We start from the raw sequence: 21,314 nt of genomic DNA on the forward strand, positions 1-21,314 counted from the left end.
GATCTGAGTCGCGGCCTACTGGTCCTAATCACTAGGGACTTAAGTCAATCCTGATCTCAGCACCGGATGCCGACGACGCCGCGCACACGACTTCTCGTTCGGCTCAAAAACAACTCACGCTCAACTCCTCTCACTGCGAGTATCGATCGTCGGTCTTCATGTATTCAAAAGCCATCTCGTACCAGTATTTTCTTAGTTCCTCCTCTTCATGCGATTCCGGCGCCTTCGAGCGAAGATAGAAATCTAACGCCCTAACAGCAACGTTATATTGCTCAGCCGTCAATTCATCAAAGCTAAAAATCTTAAGAACTTTTGCCTCTGCTATTTTATCTAATATTTCTGGATATTTCTCTTCGAGCGCCGCTTTCAGCAGCTCGTCGAACGCCCAGAAAAGCCATGTATCAACATATCCATTATCATAAAGTGAACCTTCTGGCGGTTCCTTGAGTGACAAACGAATTAATCCACCCATTTCACTTCCTCATTTGAGAATAATGATCTTTGCTTTAGAAGCCGGGGACAAAGTGCTGACAAAGTTCTCCAGCAGAGTTGTATTTGCCGGAGTGAGGAACCTGGTATCAAGAACAAGCACATCGGCCTTTTTTACATGATTGATGATTTGCTCCTGAAGCGGCGGTATTCCATCTGGCTTCGATGAAACGGTAAGATTCTTTTCAAAGAATTTATTTATCCCCACAACTTCCGCTAGGCCGTCCCCACCAGTGAACATCATTTCGACCGTTTGACCAGCCCGTGAGCCGGACGTAATTTCGAAATCCGGGGATTTATTTCCAAAAGTGGGGGCGCCTTTATACCTTTGCATCGGACCCAAGACGTCTTCTAATTGAGCAGCGGCTGCGCCTTCTCCATTATTTATTTTTTTCTCGGTCTCCGCCTTAAGAAGCTCCTGTCGCTCAACATTCGTGGCCTTCGTAGAAATTTCTGTCACTCCAACCTTTTCATTGAAGGTCACCTCGGCTGGTGGGGCCCTAAGATCTTTCCCGGACCATGCCGGATCACCGCCCCCAACGTTACAGCAATTGGCATTATGAACCCATACTGCCAGCTTACCCACGTGGTATGTGTGGAGTTCCTGCACCTCAATGTTAAATACGACTTCTCGTTGACCCAGGGCCGCCACCGACAGAACTTGAATACGCCCACCGCTCTGATCCAGCAACTCAGCATCCGGAGAAAGATCAGCGGCCCTAATCCAGCCGGCCTCTCCGATTCTGTTCGTTACCCAGAATGGATGTTCTGCAGATGCGTGAAGAGCCTCGAATTGACCGAGACTGTCTTGGAGACGAATCTCGAAAACTTCTACTGAATCCGTGCGCTTCGTTCCGAGAACTGGGCGATATCCGAGTTCGCCGGTGACTTCGTTTCGTGCCAGCACCTGTTCACCGCCCACGAACGTCTCAATTGCCTTAGGTCCAGTGGCCGTGTGCACCATCGTGCCCGCGACAAAGCATGCCGGCGGCGCGGCGCAAACCGGCGTTGAAGGATCACGTTCAGCTGCATCCGGAGCCGCCTTGGTTTCCGTTGGTTTGCTCTCCCCGTTGAGGGTCGATGGCACCTCATTCGGTTCCACGCCCCTCGTCGACCCCGACTGCTGCCCTGTGGGTTTGCTCCCCCCCACAGCCGGCTCTTCCGACGAAGATGCCTTTGGCGGAGAGGTATCAGTCTTCGCGTTCGGCAAGTCGAGTGAGAACTCTTCAACCGCTGGTTTCCGCAGTGCCTCGGTGACGCCGTTCTTCAATTCCACGGCCGACTTGCCAAGCATGTAGACCTCGAAAGCTGCGGAGCCGAAGTCGACCGCGTCGTTGCGCTCGATCGTGCCGACGACTCGGCCAGGCATCGCTTTGACGCCCTCCACCATCGTTTTCACATAGGTCGTTCCGGAGTCCTTCTGCAGGCTGTCCACCAGAGGACCGACCGCTTCATAACCCTTACCGAGATCCTTCCCGGCGACTCCGTTTCTCGAATCCGCGAGGATGCTTTCCGAGTAGCCAGCGAGATCCACCGCTGTCACCAGACCGTCCTTGACGGCGTTACCAGCCACTCTGATCACGCCATACGTGGACCCAACTGCATTCCCCCACCTCTCGTTGCCCTTCTTTCCTTGTTCGGCGACCCATGACTTGACCGAATCAGTCACTCTCGCGCTCTTGTCGTCAAACGCCTCCATAGCGCCATAGGGTGCCACCAGCGGTTTTCCATCGGCCAGCTTCGCGTTCGCGATCAAGCTATCAAGTTCTCGCGTCAGCGGGCCAGCGATCATCGACTCGCCCTGCTTTTGCAGTTGAACGTACTGCTGATAGTTGGGATCACCATACTGGCCTGCATCGCAGTTCTGTGTGGAACAAGTCCTCGCGAGCAGCAAGGCATACCACTGTCCTTCAGACATCCCGGACTGGCCCGCCTGCTGCTTCGCCAATTTGCGCAACGCGTCGACCTGTACTTGGTGCAGTTGGCGGTTGTTGTAGTCCTGATTGAGACCTGCGGCGGCGCCATCCAAGCCTCCGCCAGCGGCTGCTCCCAAGCCGGTTGCCAAAGCACCGGTCGCCAGCTTCGACAAGGCAGTCGCCCAGTCATTCTTACCGTCGGTCGAACCAAAGCCAGCTTCCGAAAGCTTGTCCTTCACTGCGGCCTCGAGGTCGTTCAACTGCTTTGCTGCCTTGGAGCTTGCTCCGGCACCCAGCGCTCCGCCCAAGTCTCCAGTGATTGCACCAATCACGGCGTGCATCGCAGCACGGTAGTCACCACCCTCATCCCACTTGTCAGCTTCTTTCGTCAGAGCCTTCGCAGCTTCCTTATCTCCGGCCTTCTCCGCGCCGAGGGCCTGATTACGAAGGTCCTTGACCTTGTCGCCCGCATAGTTGGCGACCTCCTTCGCCGCCTGCGCCCCGAAGTCCGCCACGATCTGCGCATTCACCTTCGCCTGCTGCGCCAGCTTCTGCCCATCCCAGCCCTTCGCCAGCTTCCCCGCCGTCGCATCGTTCGTCGCGCCGCGGTCCAGCTTCTCCAGCGCCGCCTGGCTCGCCGCATCACCACTCGTGATCGTCGTGCTGCCCGCGCTGATCGTGCTCCTGGTCGTGCTGCGCTCGTCCCCGCTGTCCTTGTACGCACCGGCCATGCCGCCGCTCGTGCCCGCGCTCACCGTCACGGCGCTCGCGCTGTACTGGCTGCGGTTGTCGATGTCGCTGCTGGTCAGCGTGCCGGTGCTGAAGCTGTTCTTGCCCGCGTCGATCGCCCCCTGGCTGCTCGTGATGGCGCCGCCCTTGAGGTCGGTGTTGCCCTTCACGTTCACCTGGAAGCCACCATCGCCTGCGCGAATGCCCGCCTGCTCCCCCACCGCCGCGTAGTCCGCGTTGACCTTGGACTGGCTGAAGTTGGCATTGCCGCCCGCTCCATACCCGACGGTCACGCTGCCGCCCATGCTCTGGCTCTTGGAGTCGAACTTGGCCGTGTCCTGCAGGCTCTCGATCTTGAGGTTGCCGCCGATGTCGGCCACCACCTTGGGCGCCGTCACCACCGCGCCGCCGAGCGTCGTGTCCCCACCCGACTGCAGCGTCACCGAGCTGCCGCCCGTGACTTGCGTCGTCGAGTAGTTCGTGTCCTTGCCGTCCGCGTTGCCCTTGGACACGCTGGCGCTGGCCGTGAAGCCCAGCCGGTTCTCCTTGCCCAACGAGATGCCCACCCCGATGGACGCGCTGCTGCTCGAGTCCTTGCTGTGCTGCTCGCTGGAGTTCTGCGCGGCCAGCAGGTTGATCTTGTTGTCCGCCTTGATGAGCACGTCCTGACCCGCCAGCGAGCTGCCCTGCACCGTGACGTTGGAGTCCTGGCCTCCACCGGTGGCGACGAGGCTCAGCTTGCCGTCGGCGAGGACCGAGCTGCCCGCAGCCTGGTTGGACTCGTTGTGCTGCGTGCTCTTGCTCTGCTGGCTGCCCACCGAGATGCTGATGCGGATGCTCTGCTCCTGCTCCGCCTTGGCCATGTCGTTGAACTTCTTGATCTCCTCAATCGCCTGCTTGGCCTTGGAGATCGCCGTGGCCGCGGCCAGCGCCTTCATGCGGTCGTCCTGCGTCTGCGTGACGTGCTCGGCGGCCTTGATGGCGCCGAGCGCAGCATCCACCCCCGGCGCGCTCAGCGACACCGAGAGCCCGCTCTGCTTGAACTTCGTCTCCGTGTCCTGCGCCGACTGGTTGCGCGCTTCGAGGATGTCGATGGACTTGGCCTGGATGGACACGTCGCCCTTGGGCGCTTGAACTTCCGAGCCCATCTGGCGGTACTTGCCGCCGGCCAGGATGTCCACGTCGCCGTTCACGCTGGCCACGGTGGAGCCTTGGTTGGTCTCTTCCGTGGTCTTGGTCGCCTGCGACACCGCCTGCTTGCCGATGGTGATGCCAATGCCACCGCCGCCGAAGAGGCCCGACTTCACCGTCTTCTTGAACTGCTCCGAGTTCACCGTGTTGGTGACGCCGTCGATGGTGATGTCGCGATCGGCGATGAGCTTGGTCCCGTTGTCCGAGATGGCTTGAGCGGCTTCGAGATTGATGTCCCGGCCCGCCACGATGTTGACCTCGTCGCCCGAGACGGTCGTGCCAATGGCCGTGGTCGTGTCCGTCTTGTTGTACGTCGTGACGGTCTTCTTCTTGAACAGGCTCCGCTTGGTCTTCTGGGTCATCTCTTCGACGACCTTGTTGGCCTCGCCGGCGAGCAGCTCCACATCGCGTCCTGCGCTCAGCGTCACCGCCCCTTGCGCGCTGGCGATCTGCGCTGCCGTGGCGCTCAGGTCCTGACCGGCCTTGAGCACGATCGCGCCCTCGGCCTTGATCTCCGTGCCGACGTCCTGGCTCTGGTGCTCCTTCTTGTAGTTGGTGGCGTTCCAGATCTGCTCTCGCGAGCTCGAGGTCTGCACCGTGCTGAGCGTCAGGTCGCGGCCAGCGGCCACCATCACGCCGCCGTCCTTGCCCGCGCCATCCGCCCCGCCCTGCGTGATCTGCACGGCCTGCAACTGCGCATCACGCCCGGCTTGCACGACCATCACGCCGCCCGCCGTGAGCGACGCCACCTGATCCAGCACCGTCGCCCGCGTGGCCACATTGCCCTTGATCTTTGCGCCGCTGGCCGTGGTGCTCTCCATCACGATGTCGCGCCCGGCCTGCAGGCTCATGTCGCCCGTGGCCGCGAGCTGCCCGCCGATGTTGCGCAGATCCTCGCGCGCTGTCAGCGCCAGCGTCGTGGCACGCATGTCCCCGGTGTTGGAGATGTTCTGCGCCTGGATGTTCACCGCTCCGCCGCGCACGCTGCCGCCGTTGTCGAAGTTGCCCGTGAGGGCCATCTCCACCCGGCCGCCGGCAATCAGCGAGCCACTGGGCAACAGATCCCCTTCGCGAGGCACCAGGTACACCTGCGGCACCAGCACGCGCTGCACGGTGCCGTCAGCCAGCGTCACCTCCTGCTCCACTAGCCACACGAGGTCGCTCGTGAGCTGCGTCATCTGCTCGGCGGTCAGCGCGATGCCCGGCACCAGCTGATGCGCCTTGGCGAAGGTCGCGCCGTTGGTGAGCAGCGCGCGGTACATCGACTCGTCGTCCGCGTAGCCCGACAGATAGCCGGTTCCCGTGAGCTGACCGATCTGCTCGCGCACCAGGCGTTGCTCGTAGAAGCCGTCACCCAGCCGCTTCTGCGTCACGGTGGGATCCAGCGCCATCTGCTGCAGCAGGAAGTCGCTGGAGAGCCAGTCGCGGTAGTTGGCGAAACGGGGATCCGTCTCGACGAGGTACTTGCTCCCCGGCTCGCTATGCGTCTTGAACAGGCTGTTGGACGGAAGCGTGAGGTTGAGCCTCGTGCTCAGCGCCAGCGGCTTGCCATTGAAGATGCCGCCTGAGCGCACCGGCTGGACGCTCGGTGCCGCGCCGGGCTGATCCGTCGATCCCGCCTGCGTCGTCACCGTGCCGATCTGCGCCGTGGCCTTGTCGGCCTGCGCGGAGGCGTCGACCCGAGCGGCTGCCGCGGCATGGGCCCGCTGCAGCAGGCCGACGAGCCCGGTGCGGGCCGTGCCCTGCACTTGCTGCGTGGTGCCGTTGCCTTGCGCCGCCTCGATCGCCTGCCCATCGCGGAACTGCGTGCTCACGCGCGCGCCTTGCAGGTCCTGGGCCGAGCCCGTCTGCACCGCGTCGCCATCGCGCTCGTGGCCGATCGTCGATTGCACCTGCGCGCCGGCGTCGCCGGCCTGCGCGGCGGCAATGGCGCGCTCGGTCGCAGTCGCGCCGCTGCGCTGAGTTGCCTGCAACGCGCCGGCGCCCGCGGCGCCATTGCCCGTGGCCACCGCCTTCGACGCGATCGCACTGCCCACTCGCACCTGCGCGTTGCCTTGCGCATTGGTCTGCGCGGCATTGCCCTGCTGAACCTGGCTCACCAGACGGCTGACCAAGCCGCCCGTGCCGGCCCCACCGCTCGCATTGGCGGACGCACCGCCTTGCGCCTGCTGTGCAGAGGCGCCGCCTCCAGTGCTCACGGCACCCGCTTGTTGGCGTCCGCCCGGTGCCTGGCCAACCGGACCGGCCGTCACCGCGCTGTCTCCCAGCGACAGATTCACCGTGTGCGCCACGCCTTGCGCGTCCGTGGCCGTCACCGTGTGCGGCACGTTGGTGACCTGCCCGCCCGTGATCGCCACGCCGGTCATCCCGACCACCTGGCTCATGTCGTTGTTGATCGTGCCGGCGCCAATGCTCAAGGTGCCACCCACGATGATCTTGGCCGCCATCGACTGCGTCACCGGCGAGCCCGCCTCGCCGTCCACCGCGGTCGAGGTGTGGGAAACGATGATCCGGTTCGGATACGAGCGCTCGAAGTCGGCCAGTGCCTGCTGCTCCGTGCGGCCGTTGAGGTCAATCTCCGTGTCGTTGATATCGGCGTTCTTGCCTTCCTTGTACTGGATCATCAGCGTGCCTTCCGTGCCGCCGCCGCTCGAGTACTGGCCCCACATCAGATACGGATTGACGTTGTCGATGCGATTGGCCGTCAGCGTCAGATTGCTGCGCCCCTCGATCGTGGCGCCGCTGTTGAGCAGCGTGTCGCCGGAGATCGCCATGTCCCCGCCCGAGCGGATGAAGGCCTTGGCGACCAGTTCCCCCTGCCCCGCGCCCTGCCCCGTGCCCACGCCCGCGAGCACCGTCCGGTTCACGATCCCGCCCGTCATCTGCAGCGCCAGCGCGCGGCTGGCCTCGATGGTGGCGTTCTCGTTGAGCAGGCTCGCGGCCGCGAGCCGCAGGTCCCCGTCCGCGAAGATCAGCGCCCCGTCCGTGTTGGACACCTCGCGCGTGAGCTGCGCATCCACCGAGCGCCGCCCCGCGATCACCGCCGCCACGCCGCCCTCCGCGCCATTGACCAGCGCGCCCCCATCGATGACCACGTCCCCGCCGTAGATCCGGCCCGTGCCCACGTTGACCAGCCGGTCCGACGTCAGCATCACCCCATCGCCATCGATGAGCCCGCGGTTGGTGATCTGCCCCGCCGCGCTCAGCAGCGTGTTCACGCCGCTGAGCTCGCCGCTGGCCGCGTTGTCGATGTTCTGTGCCGAGATCGACAGCACCCCGCCGCTGCGCAGCGTGCCCTGGTTGGCGAAGTTGCCCGACACGTCCAGCACCATGTCGCCCGCCGACTGGAACTGGCTGCCCGCGCCGTACACGAAGTCGCCCACGAGCTTGACGCTCATGCCCGCGCCGCTGCTGATCTGCCCGCCCACGCCCCCGGCGAGCTCGCGCAGGTTCAGCCCCATCGCGCTGCCCGACCAGATGCGCCCGCCCGCGTTGTTCAGCGACAGCGCCGACACCGACGCCCCATCCCCGATCGTCTGCGTCCCCGACGCGCCCAGCGCCCCGCCCGCGTTGTTGAGCGACTGCGTGATCGTCAGCCCAAGCCCGCCGCCGGCCAGCACCTGGCCGCCGATGTTGTCCAGCTGCTGCGCCCGCACGTTCACCGCGCCGCCCTGGATGCCCTGCGCCGCCCCGCCCGTGCTCGTGTTGTCGATGCGGCCCGCGGCCGTGAGGTTCAGCGCGGTGCCGCCGTAGATCAGACCGCCCTGGTTGAGCACCTGCTGCGCCGACGCGTCCAGCGTCTGCGCGCCAATCAGCCGCCCGCCCTGGTTGTCCAGCGTGCCGCCCACCGACACCGTCAGCGCCGAGGCCGACAGCTCCGAACGGTTCACCAGCTGGCCCACGTTCACCTGCGCCGACGTGCCGGCGCTGATGCCCTGCTCGTTGGTCAGCGTGCCGGCGCCCAGCGTCATCGCGCCCTGCGCGCGGATGCCCGTGGGCGTCGTCACCGATCCGTCGCGCGTGTTGTTGAGCGCCGCGCCATGCGTCTGCACCGACAGCCCGCCACCCGATTGCAGCAGGCCGCCGCGGTTCTCCAGCGTGCCGCTGTCCACCGTCAGCGACTGCGCCGCGATCAGCCGGCCGCCGCTGTTGTCCAGCGTCTGCCCGCGCGCGTCGATCACGACCGCCGCGCCCGAGACCTCGCCCCGCGCGTTGATCAGCGCCGCCGAGCCCAGATCCGCCGTCTGCCCGGCCTGGATCGCGCCGGCCGTGTTGTCGATGGCGCCTTGCGCGCGCAGCGTCACGCCGCCTTGCAGGCTGGAGATCCGGCCCTGCTGGTTGCCCAGCGTCGCCGCGCTCAGCGACACGCCCTGCTGCGCGAGCAGCGAGCCGCCCGCGTTCTGCAGCGCGCCGCCGGTCGTCACGCTCAGCGTGCCGTCGCTGCCAGCCCAGCCGCCGCGGTTGTCGACATTGCCCGCGTTCAGCGTCATCGCCGCGCCGCTGCGCAGGCGGCCGCCCTGGTTGTCGAGCGTGCCGACTATCGTGGCTTGCAGCGTCGAGTCGCTCTGCATCAGGCCATTGCCGCCGTTGAGCAGGCTGGCGCCACGCACGTCGAGCGCGCCCGCGCTGGCCACCGTGCCGCCGCGGTTGTCGATGCCGCCGGTGAGGTTGAGCAGCGCCGCGCCATTGCTGACGAGGTTGCCGCCGCGGTTGTCCAGGCTGCTGCCCGACACCGTCACCCCCGCGCCCTGCGTCTGCGCGCTGACCAGCGTCACCGCGCCGGTCGCGGCGATCGTCACCGCGCCGTTGCCCAGGATCTGGCCCGAGCTGCCATCCAGCGTGCCCGTCGTGACCGTCAGCGGACCGCTGCCCGCCGCCATCAGCGTGCCGCGCACGTTGTCCATCGCCTGCGCCTGCAGACGCAGGCCGGTGCCGGCCGCCTGGATGCGGCCGTCGGTGTTGAGGAGCTGGTTGTTGATCGTCGCGGTCAGCGCGCCGGCCGCGCCGGTCTGCGTCAGCGAACCGCCGACGTTGCGCCAGTCCGCCGCCGTGATGCCGACGTTGGCGCCGCTCAGCGTCGCCGCGTCGGTCGACAGCAGACCCGCGCTCGCGAGCATCAGGTCACCGGCGCTGGCGACGATCGCGCGGTCCAGACGCAGCGCGCCGAGGCCCGACGCGCCCGTCGAGGTCATCGAGATCGACGCCGCCTGCAGACGCCCGTCCTGCAGTTGCAGATCGCCGCCGCGCAGCGTCATCGCGCCCGCGGCCAGCATCGCGCCAGCCGATTGCAGCGTGCCCGTCGTGCGAACCGTCAGATCGCCCTGAGCGCCGAGCGAGTTGTCCGGCCGCAGGCCCGCGGCCAGCGTGCCGGCGCCAGCCAGCGCGGGCGCGTCGACGGTCAGCGCGCCCTGCGCGCCGATCAGGCCGTTGTTGGTGAGCGTCTGGCCCGCGTTCACCGTCGCGTTGCCTTGCGCGTAGACGTTGCCGCTGTTGGTCAGCGCGCCGGTCGCCGTCAGCCGCGTGTCCGCGCCCGATTGCAGCGAGCCGGCGTTCGTCACCTGGCTCGCGCCGATCGTCAGCGCGGTCTGCGCGTTGATCAGACCTTGCGCGCCATTGGTCAGCGTGCCGAGCGTCAGGTCGACGGCGCGAGCGCCGAGTTGGCCGCCGGTGTTGTCCAGCGAGGCCGCCTGCGCGCGCAGGTCGCCGCCCGCGCCCATGGCACCGCCGGTGTTGTCGAGCGCGCCAGCGACGCGCAGTTGCGCATCGCCGCCGCTCAGCAACTGGCCGCCTTGATGGCGCAGGCTGTCGGCCTGCAGCGTCACCGTCCCGCCCTGCGTCTTCGCCTGGCTCAGATCGACCGCGCCCGTCGCCGTCAGCATCACCGCATGCGCGCCGAGGATCTCGCCGTTCACGCCGCTCAGCGTGCCGGTCGTGAGGCTCAGCGTCTCCGCGCCCGCATGCACCAGACGGCCGCGCGTGTTGTCGATGGAGCCCGCGTTCACCGTCAGCGTGCGGCCGGCCGCAGCGATCTCGCCGCGCGTGTTGTCCAGCGCGCCCTGCAGCGTCGCGCTCAGCGCGCCGGCCTGGCCGGTCTGCGTGATCACGCCATCGACGTTGGACCAGCGCTGCGCCGTCACCGACAGCGTGTCGCCCGAGACCGAGGCCGCGCCGGTGTCCAGCGCGCCGGCCGCCGACATCGTCAGCGCCCCCGACGACGCCAGCGTCGCGCGGTTCAGGCGCAGGTCGCCGGTGCTGGCCGCCAGGTCCGCGCGCTGCGCCTGCAGCTTCGCGTCCTGCAGTTGCAGCGTGGTGCCCGACAGCGTCATCGCGCCCGCGGCGACGGTCTGGCCGCTCTGCTGCAGCGTGCCGCTCGCGCGCAGCGTCAGATCGCCCAGCGCGCCAAGCGTGTTGTCCGGCTTGAGGCCGGCGACGAAGCCGCCGCTGCTCGCGATGCTCGCCGCCTGGACCGACAGCGCGCCCTGCGCCGCCAGCATGCCGCCGTTGGTCAGCGCGCCATCGGCGGTGATCGTCAGCGGGCCGCGCGCATACGCGCTGCCGGTATTGCCGAAGGCGCCGTGCACCATCAGGTCCATCGCCGCCTGCGATTGCAGACTGCCGGCGTTGTCGAGCTGGCCTGCCGCGATCGTCAGCGCCTGCACCGAGGCGATCAGGCCCTGGCCGCCGTTGACCAGGCGGCCCGTCGTCGTCAGATCGACGGCGCGGCCGCCGAGCTGCCCATCCGTGTTGTCCAGCGAGGCCGCGACCATGCGCAGGTCCTCGCTCGCCTGGATCAGGCCGCGCGTGTTGTCCATCGCGCCGCCGACGGTGAAGGCCGCGCCGGTCTGGCTCAGCAGCTTGCCGTCGCGATGACTGAGGCTGCCCGCCGTCACCGCGACGTCGCGCGCCTGCGTCAGCGCGCCGTCCAGCGTCAGCGTGCCCTGCGTCTGGATCGCCAGCGCGCCCTTGCCCAGGATCTCGCCGCCGGTGCCGTCGAGCTGCTGCGCGTTCAGCGTCAGCGTGCCGGTGCCGGCATGCAGCAGCGTGCCCTGACGGTTGTCGATGCGCGCCGCGCCGAGCGTCACGTCAGCCGCGTTGGCCGCGATCGAGCCGCCCTGGTTGATCAGCGACTGCGCCACCGAGACGCGCAGCTCGCCATTCGCCGCGCTCTGCGCGAGATCGCCGCCGGCGTTGCGCCAGTCGGTCGCCGTGATCGACACCGAGCCCGCGCCCAGCGTCGCGCCGGAGGTGTCCAGCGCGTTGGCCGCGGACAGCGTCAGGCGCTCGCCGCCGGCCACCGTCGCGCGGTCCAGGCGCGCGTCGCCGGCCAGCGCCGTCATCGTCACGCGCTGCGCCTGCACGCGGCTGTCCTGCAGCGCGAGTCCGGCGCCGCTCATCGTCAGCGCGCCGCCCGCGAGCGCCGTACCGCTCTGCTGCAGTTGCCCGCTCGCGGTCAGCGTCAGGTCGCCGCGCGTGGCGAGCGTGTTGTCGGCATTCAGGCCAGCAGCGAATGCGCCGCTGCTGGCGATGTCGCGCGCTTCCGCGGTCAGCGCGCCTTGCGCCGTCACGGTGCCGGTGTTGATCAGCGCATCCGCCTTCAGATGACCGTCGCCTTGCGCGCGGACCGTGCCGCTGTTCTGCAGCGAGCCGCTCGCGCGCAGGTCGAGGTCGGAACCCGCCTGCATCGAGCCCGCATTGCTCAGGCTCGCCACGTCCGCCGACAGCTTGCCGCGCGCCGCGATCAGGCCCAGGCCCGCGTTGTCGACCGTGCCGCCCTTCAGCGTCACGTCGACGGCGCCGAGCTGGCCATCGCGGTTGGTCAGCGTGCCGGCGTCGATCGTCAGGCTGCTCGCGCCGTGGATCAGGCCGCCGGTGTTGTCGAGCCCACCACCGACGGTCAAGGCCGCCGAGCTCTGCGCGAGCAGTTCGCCACCGCGCAGCTTCAGATTGGCCGCGTTGACCGTCACGCGATCGCCTTGCGCCGTCGCGCCGCTCAGGTCCGCGTCGCCCGCGATGTTCAGCGCCAGCGCGCCGTTGCCGGCGATCGTGCTGTTGATGCCATTCAGCGTCGCCGCGTCCAGCCGCAGCGTGCCGCCCGTCGCGCCCGCATGAATGATCTGACCCGCGCCATTCTCGATCCGGTCCGCCGACAGCGTCAGCGCCGTGCCATTGCCCGCGATGCGCCCGCCCTGGTTGTCCAGGAGGCCGCTCAGCGTCGCGGTGAACTGCCCGGCGACGTCCGTTTGGCCGATCTGGCCGCCGGCATTGCGCCAGTCAACCGCGGTGACGGCGACGCTCGCGCCGCTCATGCGCGAGCCCTCGGTGTTCAGCGTGCCGCTGCTGCGCAGATCGAGCAGGTCGCGCACCGACAGCAGCGCGCGATCCAATCGAAGCTCGCCGCCGCGCGCGTTCAGCGCGACCGAAGCGGCCGTGGTCTGGCTGTCCTGCAGCAGCAGCGACGCGCCCTCCAGCGTCGCGCGGCCCACCGCCTGCGCCGTGCCCGAGTGCTGCAGCGCCTGCGTCGCGGACAGCGTCAGCTCGCCTTGCGCCGCCGGCGTGGTGTCCGGCTTCATGCCGGCCGCGAAGGCGCCGCTGCTGGCGATGCTGTCCGCGCGCACCGTCAGGTCGCCTTGCGCCGCGATCAAGCCGCTGTGCGTCAGCGCGCCGCCCGCCGTCACCGTCATCGCGCCTTGCGCGTAGAAGCTGCCGGCGTTGTCCAGCGCGCCGCTCACGCGCACCGAGGCATCGCCCTGGCTGAGCAACTGGCCATCGCGATGGCTGAGGCTGCCCGCGTCGAGCGCGATGGTCCGCCCCTGCGTCTGCGCGCGGTCCAGCGTCGCCGCGCCGCTCACGGTCAGCGCGAGATCACCGGTGCTCGCGACGCGGCCGTCCGCGCCCGACAGCGAGGCCGCCGCGATCGTCAGCGTGCCCGCCCCGGCATGCGTGATCGCGCCGCCGCGGTTGTCCAGCTGGCCCGCGTTCAGCGTGGCCGATCGGGCGTTCGCGCCGATGCGGCCGCCCTGGTTGTCGAGTTGACCCGCCACGTCGGCGCGCATCGCGCCCGCCGCGTCGGTCTGCGCGAGCGTGCCGCCCGCGTTGTGCCAGTCGGTGGCCATGATCGAGACCGAGCCGCCGCTCAGCGTCGACCCCGCAGCGTCCAGCGCGCCGGCAGCGGACAGCGTCAGTTGCCGCGTCGCCGCGACCGTCGCCTGATCCAGCGCGAGGCTCCCCGCCAGCGCCTGCAGCGACACGGCATTGGCCTGCGTCTTGCTGCCCTGCAGCGCGGCGCTGTCGGCGCTGATCGTCAGCGCACCGCCGGCCACCGACGTGCCGCCGTGACGCAGTTGCTGAGCGGTGATCGTCAGGTCACCGCGATCGCCGACGGTGTTGTCGGTCTGGAGTCCCGCCGCGAAGCTGCCGCTGCTGGTCAGCGTGCCGGCCGTGACGCGCGTGTTGCCGCCCGCGGCCACGGTGCCGGTGTGATCAAAGGCGCCGGCGTTCACGCGCGCATCGCCCTTCGCCGTGATGAGGCCGGCGTTCGTCAGCGCCGTGCGTGCCGTCACGTCGGCGTCGCCCGTCGCTTGCAGCTGGCCTGCGTTGTCGAGGCGGTCCGCATCCACCGTCAGGCTCGAGCCCGAGGTCACCAGACCCTGCCCCGCGTTGTCGATCGCGCCCGCGCGCAGCGTGACCGCCGCGCCGCCGATCTGGCCATCGCGGTTGGTCAGCGTCGCCGCTTGCAGCGTCACCGGGCCGCCGCCCTGCACCAGGCCGCTCGTGTTGTCGAGCGCCTGCGCGGCGGTGAGATCGACCGCGCCCTTGGCCACCAGTTGCGCGCCCTGCAGCGACAGGCTGCCGGCGTTGACGGTGATGCGATCGCCCTGCGTCTGCGCCTGGCTGAGATCGGCGGCGCCGCTCGTGGTCAGCGTCAGCGCGCCATTGCCGAGGATCTCGCCGCGCGCTCCGGTCAGCGTGCCGGCGTCGATGCGCAGTTCACCCGTGGCCGAACCCGCGTGGACGATGTGACCGGCCGTGTTGTCGAGCTGCTGCGCCGACAGCGTCAGCGCTGCGCCATTGGCGGTGATGCGGCCGCCGCGGTTGTCGGTGGCGCCTGCCACCGTCGCCGCGAGGCGTCCCGCGGTGTCGGTCTGCGAGAGCTCGCCGCCGGCATGGCGCCAGTCGGCCGCCGTCAGCGTCACCGAACCGCCGCTGAGCTGCGCGCCCTCGGAGACGATCGCACCGGTCGCGCCCAGGTCGAGCGCGCCAGCCGAGGCCATCGCCGCGCGATCGAGGCGCAGGTCGCCCGCCTTCGCCTGCGCGGCCACGCTCGCGGCCTGCGTGCGGCTGCCCTGCAGCTGCAGCTCGGCGCCTTCCAGGCGCACCGCGCCGCCGGCCAGCGTCGCGCCGCCGTGCTTGAGCACGCCATCGGCCTTCAGCGTCAGGTCGCCCGTGGTGCCGACGGTGTTGTCCGCCTTCAGTCCCGCGGCGAATGCGCCGCTGCTGTCGATGGCGCCGGCATGCACGTCCAGCGCGCCGCCGGCGGCGATGGTGCCGCCGTGCGTCAGCGTCTGCGCGTCGATCGACGCCGCGCCCGCCGCGCGGATCACGCCGGCGTTGTTCAGCGCATCGGCGCGGACGCTCAGGTCTCGCGAGGCTGCGATCAGGCCACTGCCCGTGTTGTCGAGTTGCTGCCCGCGCACGTCGACGCCACGGCCGCTCAGTTCGCCGTCGCGGTTGTCGAGCTGGCGCGCATCCACGCGCAGGTCACCGCTGGTCGACAGCGTGCCGCCCTGGTTCGCGAGCGACTGCACCGTCATCGTCAGCGCATCGCCGGCGGTCGAGATGCGGCCGCCGGTGTTGTCGACGCCCTGCGCCGTCAGCGTGACGCCGCGCGCGTTCGTCTGGATCTGGCCCTGGCGGTTGTCGAGCTGGCCCGTCAGCGCGACGGTCCAGTCGCCGGTGCCGCTCATCGCGAGCTGGCCGCCGGCATGGCGCCAGTTCCGCGCCTGCAGCGTCAGCGACGCGGCGCTCATCCGCGCGCCTTCCGTGACGAGGTCGCTCGCCGTGCTGATGCGCAGCGCGTTGGAGGCCTGCAGCTGCGCGCCGGCCAGGTCGATGCCCGCGGCGTCGAATGCCGCGTCGACGGCCAGCAGTTGACCGCGCAGCGAGAGTTCGGAGCCCGCCGACATCGCGAGCGCGCCCTGCGCGCCCACACGGCCGTCCGTGCCGAGGCCGGCCGCGACGGTCGCGGCGCTGCCCGTCTGCAGGCGCCGCGCGGCGCTCGCGTTCAGGTCGCGTTGAGCGGCGAGCAGCCCGCTCACGCTGAGGTCGCCGCCGGACGCGGCGCTCACGTTGCCGCCGTAGACCGAGCCGCCCAGCGCGGCGCCGTCGCGCGCGGAGAGGGCCAGCGAGCCGCCCGCGCGCACCTGGGCATCAGACGCGATCGTTCCCGCCTCGACGGACAGGCCGTTGCCCGCCGACAGCCGCGCGCTCGCGTCCTGACGCAGCGCGCCCTGGAGCTTCAGTTCGACGTCCTGGCCATCGATGGACGCGCCCTGCTCTTGCACGAGCGATCGCGCTTCCACCGAGATCGCGTCACGCGCCGCGATCGCGCCGGCCGTGTTGACCACGTCGGCTTGGCCTCGGATCACGATGCCACCCGCGGCGGCGTGCAGCTCGCCGCGATCGTTGCGCAGCTCGGTGCCCGCCTGCAGCGTCACGCCGCCATCGGCGGCGACGCGCGCGTCGCGGTTGTCGATGCGGTCCGCGCTCAGCGTCGCGGCGCCGGCCGAGCGCAGCGATGCGCGTTGCTGGCTCAGCGTGTCATCGGCCTTCAGCGAGATCGACAGCGCCTGGACATCGGCGCCATCGAGCGTGAGTTGCGTCGAGCGCGCAGACAGCGCGCCGTTGGACCACAGCGTCGCGCCGGTCAGCGTGAGCGCGCGCGCGTCCAGGGTGAGCCCGCCAGTGCCGTACTGCTCGAGGCTCGCGCCCACGCCGCTGAAGGCATCGGCCACGATGGACAGCGATGCGCCGTTGCTCGCGAGGCGCGCGCCATCGGCGGTGATGGTCGGCGCCTGCACCGCGATGCCGTCGGCCGCGAGCAGTTGACCCCGCTGGGTCGCCGACTGGGAAGCGGTCAGCGCCAGGCTGCCCGCGCCAGGGACGACCGCGCCTTCCGAGTTCATGCCGGCGACGGTCACGCTGCCGGCTTCCCCGCTCAGCTGCGGCGCCTTGACCTCCACGCTCCCGCGCGAGGCCAGCCATCCCGCGTTGCGCACGCCGGTGTTCGACTGCACCGTCAGCGACGGCGTGCCGTTGGCATCGGCCTCCTGCGCGTAGACGGTGCCGGTGTTCTCCAGCCAGCCATCGGCGCGCAGCGTCAGCTGTCCGCCGACGATCTGCCCGGCCTGGCGCACGCCCAGGCCCGCTTCGGTGCCGACCAGCGTGATGCGCTGCGCGTAGATGCCGCCCAGCGCCGTGCTGTCAAGCGCGTAGCGCGGACGATCGCCACTGGGCGCCAGCGCTTCCCCAGCGCCGGTGCCCGCCGCCGCGCCCTCCACCGTCATCACCTGCGTGCCGGTCTGGATCCGCGCGTCCTTGGCCCACAGCCCCGCGTTGAGCTCCACCGCCCGCGCCAGCAGCGCGGTGTAGTCCGTCTGCGAGCCGTCCAGCCCCTGCCCGTCGATGCGGATCAGCCCGCCCTGCACGCCGTATCCGGCGATGCTGCCGTCGGCATTGAAGCGCGGCGTGCCCGTCGTCAGCACCGCGGCGCTGGCGTTGATGAAACCGCCGCCATCGACCTGGATCCCCGACGGGTTGGCGATGATCACCTCGGCCCGCTGCCCCGCCACTTCCACGTAGCCCTTGAGCTGGCTGGGCGCGCTGCTGTTGACCTCGTTGAGGATCACCCGCGCGCTGCCCCGCGCCAGCCACGGGTTGCCCTGCACGTAGCCGCCCAGCTGCGTGCTGGCGTCCGTGCGCGAGTTGTTCAGGATCACGCCGCGCTTGTCGACGTCGAACTGGCTGTAGGTGTTGCGCGAGACCCCCGCCGCGCTGGGCGTCTGGATGTTGACCTGCACCGTGCCGTTGGCGCTGTTGACCACCGTGGGCTGCTGGCTGGCGGGCGCGGCGGGATCGGCCTTGACCTGCGCGATCGCGTCCGGCGTCAGCGTGATCGCCGCGCCCATCGCGAAGGCCGCCGCCAGCGCCAGGAGCCCTGGACATGCCGGCGGGCCGCGCGACACCGGCCCCACCACCGCGCCTTCGTTCAGCGCGCGCCGTCCGGGCCCGCCGCTCTCCCCGCTCGAGCCGCCCTTGGTCTGGCTCACGGCGGTCTCGGCCACGGCCATCAACTGGCCACGTTGCTTGTTGAAGACGATTCGGTACTGAAGACGGTTCATCGCGATCTCAACGGGGAAAGGGCCGGCCGGTGCCGGCGGGGTCAATGGGGTTCAGCGCGGAGTCAGCCAAACGGACTCAGAGCGAATAGGTCAGGTTGAAGCCGGCCACGACGCGGGCCGCCGGGAAGCGGGCCGGCTGCCACAGCGGCGCGCCGGCGAAGACGTCGAGCGACAGGCCCTTCATCCGCACGCGCGAGCCGATCACGCCGCCGGTCAGATGGCGGCCGGCCAGGCGCTGCGCGCCCTCGCCGCCGACCAGGCCGGCATCGACGCCCAGGTACATCGACACCGCCGTGGCCTGCTGCGCGGCGGTCAGCGGCAGCTCGGCCTCGTTGCGCCAGAGCAGGCCGTTGTCGGCGGACAGCGAGGTCTCGCTGCCGAAGCCGCGCACCGTGTAGCGGCCGCCGATGGAGAAGCGGTCCTGCGGCGTCAGCCGGTTCATCGCGAACTGGCCGCGCAGCGAGCTGCTCAGCTGCAGCTGGCGGCTGCCCAGCGGCAGCGCGCCGTTGAGGCTGAAACTGCCCTGCAGCAGGCGCACGCGCGAATCGCCTTCGCCAAAGGCTTCTTCCGGCGCGGTGAGCGCGTGGAAGGCGCCGGTGCCGCGCTTCATGCTGAGCTCGGCCTCGCTGCCGACGCCGCCGGCCTGGCGCTTGAGGTTGATGCCGGCCTCCCAGCCGCCGGTGCGGCGGCGCTGGACCTCGACCTCGGTGTCGTCGATGTAGTTGCGCGAGCCGCGGCCGAACAGCTTCACGAAGCCGCTGAACTTGTACTGGCCGTCGCGCCACAGCATGCGGGTCAGCTTGAGCTCGCCGTTGCTGCTGCTGCCGCGATAGACGTAGGTCTGGCTGGCGCCGATGACGACCTGCCGATAGCCGCTGCGGCTGAAGGTGACGCTGATCAGCGAGTGCCCCCACGGCAGCGAGTAATGCAGCACATGGCCGCCGGTGCCCTTGTGCGGACCCTCGCGCGCGTCGACGCGCCGGGAGAGCCAGTCGGCATCGCGGTTGAGCGTGACGTAGAAGAGGTCGTTGAGCGTCAGCGGATGGTCCAGCGAGGCGGTCAGCGCCAGCGGATAGCGGCCGGTGGATTCGCTGCCGCTGTCGTCCAGCGACACCTGCCAGCGCCACTGGCGGCCGCCCTGCCAGCTGACGGCCAGGTCGCTGTAGCCCGGTTCGATGGTGCCCTGGGCGGGCTCGACCTGGATGTCGGCCTGCGCGCCGGGGATGCGCTGCAGGTTCTCGAGGGCCTGTTCCATGTCGCGCAGGTTGAGCACGTCGCCCGGTTGAACGGGCAGCGCGTTGGCCAGACGGACCAGCGGGGACGTGCCCTCGCGCAGGCGGATGGCGTGGACGCGGCCGGGCACGACGGTGAGCACGAGGTGGCCGCTGGACAGGTCCTGCGGCGGCGCGAGCACGCGGGTGGTGATGAAGCCCTCGTCGATCAGCGCGTCCTGCAGGCGCGTGACGAGCGTGGCGATGCTGGTGGCGCCCAGGCAGCGGCCGATCGGCGAATCGTCGCCCTGCGGGCCGTCGAGGGCGCGGATCTGGCGGGCCATGCGCGGCTGGTGCTCGACGCCGCGCAGCTCGACGCTGGCGATGGGGAAGCAGGGGGACTCGTCGTCGCGCAGGGGCTGGCGGGCCGGCGGGGGGCTGGCGCGCAGGCGCACGTCGGGTTCGCGCTCCAGGGACTGGCGCTGCTGGGCCTCGCGCTGCTGCTGGAGCTGGCGCTGGGCGTCGGGGTCGACGGTGCCGGGCGGCAAGGCCTGACCCCAGGCGCCGGGAGCGGCGGCAAGGAGCGCCGCGGCGATCGCGGCCGAGCTTGCCATCGGCGCGCCGATGGCCGGACGCCGCCGCGCGGGCGCCGCTTTTTCACACTTCTTCTGCATCCATGGCCTGCCGTTGATCTGGCGTTGTTTTTCAGCCAGGGCGGACAGGCAGGGGCGGCAATGCGTCACGGAGTGGCGAGGACCAATCCGGCAACCCCGCTATCTCGAGCCGTGACATCCGTTGGATGTCGGCAGGAGACCGGAGGCTTTGCGTCGCCGACTCGCGCCGGTTTTGCCCTGGAAGGTTCGCCCGGCGTGACATCCGTCACGGATGTCTCGCGAATCGAGCGAACTGAAGTAAATGACTGTATCCGCCGGACACAGATCCAGCACCTCGCGACGGGGGGTGATTGACGATCGGGACAGTGTGCGGTAACGGGGTGGAAGGGGCGTTGGCGGCCTCACGGCGCGGTTACTTCTTGTCCGCCGGGTAATGTCCGGCGCGCCCCGTCATCGCGGCCGGGCCGGCGCGCGTTTTCATGCGCATGCAGTCCCCCGTTGGAGGTCCCTCATGCGAATGATCCGTCCCCTGCTGATCGCGCTCGCGGCCGCGCCGCTGATCGCGTCGCTGACCGGATGCGTCGTCGTGCCGGCGCACCGCTATCGCGCCTACGACGCCGGCTATGAAGGCGGCTATGCCGAGCCGGCGTATGTCGCGGGCCCGCCGGTCGTCGGCTACGTCTGGTTCGAAGGCGTCTGGGACTACCGCGGCGGCGGCCGCCGCTGGGTGCCCGGCCACTGGGGCCCGCGCCGCTGAGCGCGGCCCCGCTCACTCGCCGGTTGACTTGCCGGTTGGCTCGCCGCTCAGTTCGGCGAGCAGACGAAGGTGCCCACGCCGCGATAGTCGGACGTGCCCGCCGATACCGTGAAGCCCGCGACGATGCGCACCTTGCCGTTGCCGGCATCGCCGATGGTCAGGCCCATGCCCTGTCCGCTGCCGAAGTAGGCGCCGGTGATCGCCGTCATCGTCGGCGAACTGAAGGGGCGGCCCGTGACCGAGACCGTGCCCTGCTGGCTGCCAGCCGTCGCGGTGATCGCGACGTCCATCGACGCACCGGCGGCCGAGAAGCTGATCGCCGCCGTGCCGGTGGCCTTGCCGAAGTAGACGCTCGACGGACCGTTCACCAGGCTCGGCGAGGTGAACTTGCCGGCGTCGCAGCTGTAGCTGCCGCTCGCCGGGAAGGCGGCCAAGGCGTTGTAGACGACGTAGTGGTAGGCGTTGTTCACCGTCGATTCCAGCAACGCGCTGCCGCTCGAGGTCGTCGCGGTGCCTTTGCTCCAGCGGCCCAGCGCGAAGGTCGCGTCGCCGGCCACGTCGGCGACCGCCTGCGTGGCGCCGGTCAGCGTGTTGCCATTGAGCGTGACCACGCCGCCGGTGCCCAGTTGCTCCAGGGTGTCCGCGCTGCCGATGGTCTGCTGCGAGATGCCGACGAACTGGTAGCGCGGCGCGCTGCCCTTCGCAAACGCCGTGACCGTCGCGGACGACGTACCCCCCGTCGTTCCCCCGGTGGTGGTGCCGCCGGTGGTGGTGCCGCCGGTAGTGCCGCCGGTGGTGCCACCGGTCGTGGGCGTGCCCGTGCTGCCGCCCGCGCTCACATTGCCGTCCGCCGAGGCGCCACCGTCGCCACCGCCGCCGCCGCATGCCGTCAGAGCCGCGACCAGCGGCAGGACCATGAACGCCTTCTTCACTTCGAACTTCATCTCGATTCCCTGGATTGCTGAGTTTTGTTGCCGGATGTGTCCGCGCCACAGGGGGCGGAGTCTGGC

General features: G+C 69.5%; 5 protein-coding genes and 1 riboswitch. Of the genes, 1 reads left to right on the plus strand and 4 read right to left on the minus strand.

The window, feature by feature from the left end; all coding sequences use genetic code 11:
• Window positions 1-130: 130 nt before the first annotated feature.
• The 3 genes from ACEN96_RS20250 to ACEN96_RS20260 all read right to left on the minus strand — a co-directional run bounded on the left by ACEN96_RS20250 (window position 131) and on the right by ACEN96_RS20260 (window position 19,547).
• Complete coding sequence (locus tag ACEN96_RS20250; protein WP_495584866.1) at window positions 131-454, minus strand: hypothetical protein; 324 nt, start codon at window positions 452-454, stop codon at window positions 131-133.
• A 27-nt stretch (window positions 455-481) separates the two neighbouring features.
• Window positions 482-17,722, minus strand: coding sequence for a two-partner secretion domain-containing protein (locus ACEN96_RS20255; RefSeq protein ID WP_495584867.1), 17,241 nt, complete (start codon window positions 17,720-17,722; stop codon window positions 482-484).
• Window positions 17,723-17,798: 76 nt separating this feature from the next.
• Entirely contained in the window at window positions 17,799-19,547 is a 1,749-nt protein-coding gene (locus ACEN96_RS20260; RefSeq protein ID WP_495584868.1) for a ShlB/FhaC/HecB family hemolysin secretion/activation protein, read from the minus strand.
• 146 nt (window positions 19,548-19,693) lie between these two features.
• A riboswitch (cyclic di-GMP riboswitch) is annotated at window positions 19,694-19,794 on the minus strand.
• Window positions 19,795-20,058: 264 nt separating this feature from the next.
• On the opposite strand from ACEN96_RS20260, the gene ACEN96_RS20265 reads away from it, so the two are divergent.
• Complete coding sequence (locus ACEN96_RS20265; protein WP_495584869.1) at window positions 20,059-20,304, plus strand: hypothetical protein; 246 nt, start codon at window positions 20,059-20,061, stop codon at window positions 20,302-20,304.
• Window positions 20,305-20,351: 47 nt separating this feature from the next.
• On the opposite strand, the gene ACEN96_RS20270 is transcribed toward ACEN96_RS20265, so the two are convergent.
• A complete protein-coding gene (locus ACEN96_RS20270; RefSeq protein WP_495584870.1) occupies window positions 20,352-21,248 on the minus strand; it encodes a hypothetical protein in 897 nt (298 codons plus the stop codon).
• Between the last annotated feature and the right edge of the window lie 66 nt (window positions 21,249-21,314).

The sequence above is a fragment of the Roseateles sp. Mitsp63 genome, from assembly GCF_059491535.1.

What these genes read in the sequence shown, in the direction of transcription:
- ACEN96_RS20255 (WP_495584867.1), bottom strand. Translation starts at nt 17,722, where the DNA reads ATGAACCGTCTTCAGTACCGAATCGTCTTCAACAAGCAACGTGGCCAG.
- ACEN96_RS20265 (WP_495584869.1), top strand. Translation starts at nt 20,059, where the DNA reads ATGCGAATGATCCGTCCCCTGCTGATCGCGCTCGCGGCCGCGCCGCTG.
- ACEN96_RS20260 (WP_495584868.1), bottom strand. Translation starts at nt 19,547, where the DNA reads ATGGCAAGCTCGGCCGCGATCGCCGCGGCGCTCCTTGCCGCCGCTCCC.
- ACEN96_RS20270 (WP_495584870.1), bottom strand. Translation starts at nt 21,248, where the DNA reads ATGAAGTTCGAAGTGAAGAAGGCGTTCATGGTCCTGCCGCTGGTCGCG.